The organism is Mycobacterium sp. (assembly GCF_035603715.1).
Lineage (GTDB): Bacteria > Actinomycetota > Actinomycetes > Mycobacteriales > Mycobacteriaceae > Mycobacterium.
This window is the reverse complement of sequence record NZ_DATNJW010000624.1, coordinates 1-2,821: the sequence shown is the minus strand read 5'-3', so window position 1 is coordinate 2,821 and position 2,821 is coordinate 1. Positions and strand designations below refer to the sequence as shown.

Annotated in this window: 2 protein-coding genes and 1 pseudogene; 2 read left to right on the top strand and 1 reads right to left on the bottom strand. The window is 67.8% G+C overall.

The annotated features are described in order from the left end of the window. A partial coding sequence (locus VN856_RS25435) for an AMP-binding protein (RefSeq protein ID WP_414687047.1) occupies positions 1 to 909 on the bottom strand: 909 nt, incomplete at its 3' end. Between the two features lie 104 nt (positions 910 to 1,013). Here VN856_RS25435 and pheS point away from each other — a divergent pair. Both pheS and VN856_RS25425 read left to right on the top strand, forming a co-directional pair. After that, positions 1,014 to 2,156 carry a phenylalanine--tRNA ligase subunit alpha gene (gene pheS, locus VN856_RS25430; protein WP_414687046.1) on the top strand — a complete coding sequence of 381 codons (1,143 nt, stop codon included), beginning with the start codon at positions 1,014 to 1,016 and terminating at the stop codon, positions 2,154 to 2,156. Further along, positions 2,156 to 2,821: pseudogene (locus tag VN856_RS25425) on the top strand (phenylalanine--tRNA ligase subunit beta); the annotation flags it as partial. The gene pheS and the pseudogene VN856_RS25425, both read left to right, overlap by 1 nt.

Genomic DNA, 2,821 nt, shown 5'->3' with positions numbered 1-2,821 from the left:
GACCACGGTGGCCTCGGTGGGGCCGTAGGTGTTCCACACCTCGCGGCCTTCCACGGCGAGGCGGGTGGCCAGCTCCGGGGGACAGGCCTCGCCGCCGAAGATCAACAGCCGCACCGCCTCGAGCGCCTCGGCGGGCCAGAGCGCGGCCAGCGTCGGCACGGTTGACACCACCGTGACGTCGCGGCTGACCAGCCACGGACCGAGGTCCATGCCGCTGCGGACCAGCGAGCGCGGGGCGGGGACCAGGCAGGCGCCGTGCCGCCAGGCCAGCCACATCTCCTCGCATGATGCGTCGAACGCCACCGACAATCCGGCCAACACCCGATCGCCCGGCCCAATCGGGTTGTCCTGCAGGAACATCTGTGCCTCGGCGTCGACGAACGCGGCCGCGCTGCGGTGCGTCACGGCAACGCCTTTGGGCGTGCCGGTCGATCCGGAGGTGAAGATGATCCACGCGTCATCGCGCGGCAATGGCGCACCGGCCCGCCAGCCCCGCGACGAGCCCGGGCCCCGCGACATGCCGGCTTCGCTGACGATCGCGACGACGTTCGCCTCGCCGAACACCAACTCGGCGCGTTCGTCGGGATCGTCGGCATCAACGGGGACGTAGGCCGCACCGACGGCCAGGGTGGCCAGGATCGCTTCGTAGAGCGCAAAGCTGCCCGACGGCATCCGGATGCCGATCCGGTCACCGCGACCGATCCCGCGGGCCGCCAGCCACGCGACGCTGGCTTCGATGTCGCTGATCAGCTCGCTGTAGGTGAGCTGAACGGTGCCGTCGTCGATTGCGGCGGCTTCCGGGTAGCAAGCAGCGGTGTCGTAGAGGATGTCGATCAGCGTGCGCGGCTCCGCGGCACGCGGCGACAGCAGGTACTGCGCCGGGACCAGTTCGGGAGCTTGAGGCGTCACCACCCCACGAAAATACTCAAGGGTGAGCCGTTCGATGGTCGCCGCGCGGACGGCGTGCGAGAAATCAGGCTGACGGCTTCCGATCGCCACCAAGGTCAACACATATGATCGGCTCTTGCGCGTCACGCCGTGTCGCCAGCCCCGCAGATATTGCCTGGCAAGGCTTATCCACCGAAAAGGAGAGTGTCGCCGCGTTGGGTGCCCAGCCCCCGTCAACGGAAGCCCTGTCGCCGGAGGCGTTGACCGCCGCGGTCGACGCAGCCCGGCAAGCCTTCGCGGCCGCGGCTGATCTCGACGCGCTGGCGCGCGCCAAGACCGAGCACCTCGGTGATCGCTCGCCGGTGGCGTTGGCGCGACAGGCGCTGGGCACCGTGCCCAAGGCCGAGCGGGCTGATGTCGGCAAGCGGGTGAACACGTCGCGCGGCGACGTGCAGCGCGAGTACGACGAACGGCTGGCGGCGTTACGCGCCGAGCGTGATGCCGCAGTGTTGATCGCCGAGCGAATCGACGTGACCCTGCCCTCTACGCGGCAGCCGACCGGCGCGCGCCATCCGATCACGATCTTGGCCGAGCACATCGCCGACACGTTCATCGCGATGGGATGGGAACTTGCTGAGGGGCCCGAAGTCGAAACCGAGCAATTCAACTTCGACGCGCTGAATTTCCCCGCCGACCACCCGGCCCGCAGTGAACAGGACACCTTCTACATCGCGCCGGACGGTTCGCGTCAGCTGCTGCGTACCCACACCTCGCCGGTGCAGGTGCGCGCGCTGCTCGAACGCACGCTGCCGGTGTATGTGATCTCGATCGGTCGCACATTCCGCACCGACGAGCTCGACTCCACCCACACCCCGGTCTTCCACCAGATCGAGGGGCTGGCAGTGGATCGGGGCCTGTCGATGGCCCACCTGCGTGGAACCCTGGACGCGTTCGCCCGTGCCGAGTTCGGGCCGCAAGCGCGCACCAGGATTCGCCCGCACTTCTTCCCCTTTACCGAGCCGTCGGCCGAGGTCGACGTCTGGTTCGAAAACAAGAAGGGTGGCGCCGGCTGGGTGGAGTGGGGCGGCTGCGGGATGGTGAACCCGAACGTGTTGCGTGCCGTTGGCATTGACCCGCAACAATATTCGGGCTTCGCATTCGGCATGGGTCTGGAACGCACGCTCCAGTTCCGCAATGGCATTCCAGATATGCGCGACATGGTCGAAGGCGATGTCCGATTCTCGTTGCCGTTCGGGGTGGGGGCCTGATGCGCGTCCCCTATAGCTGGCTGCGCGAGGTCGTCAGCGCCGGCGCTCCCGGCTGGGACGTAAAACCCGCCGAGCTCGAACAGGCGCTGATACGCATCGGCCACGAGGTCGAAGAGATCATCACCCTTGGCCCAGTCGACGGTCCACTGACGGTGGGACGTGTCGCTTCGATCGAAGAGCTGACCGAGTTCAAGAAGCCGATCCGCGCCTGCACGGTCGATGTCGGCGAAGAAAAGCCGCGCGAGATCGTCTGCGGGGCAACCAACTTCGCTGTCGGTGATCTGGTGGTGGTGGCGTTGCCCGGCACCACGCTGCCCGGCGGGTTCCACATCGCCGCACGGAAAACCTACGGCCACACGTCCGACGGGATGATCTGCTCGGCGGCTGAACTCGGCTTGGCCGCAGACCATTCCGGCATCCTGGTGCTGCCGCCGGGAACCGCCGAGCCCGGTGCGAGCGGCGCCCGAGTACTCGAACTCGACGACGTGATCTTCGACCTGGCGATCACCCCGGACCGGGGCTACTGCATGTCGGTGCGCGGCCTGGCCCGCGAGATCGCCTGTGCTTACGACCTCGACTTTGACGACCCCGCTGATGTGCCTGCTCTGCCCTGTGAAGGAGAGGCCTGGCCGCTGACGGTGCAGCCCGAGACCGGTGTGCGCCGA

What these genes read in the sequence shown, in the direction of transcription:
- pheS (WP_414687046.1), top strand. Translation starts at nt 1,014, where the DNA reads ATGATCGGCTCTTGCGCGTCACGCCGTGTCGCCAGCCCCGCAGATATT.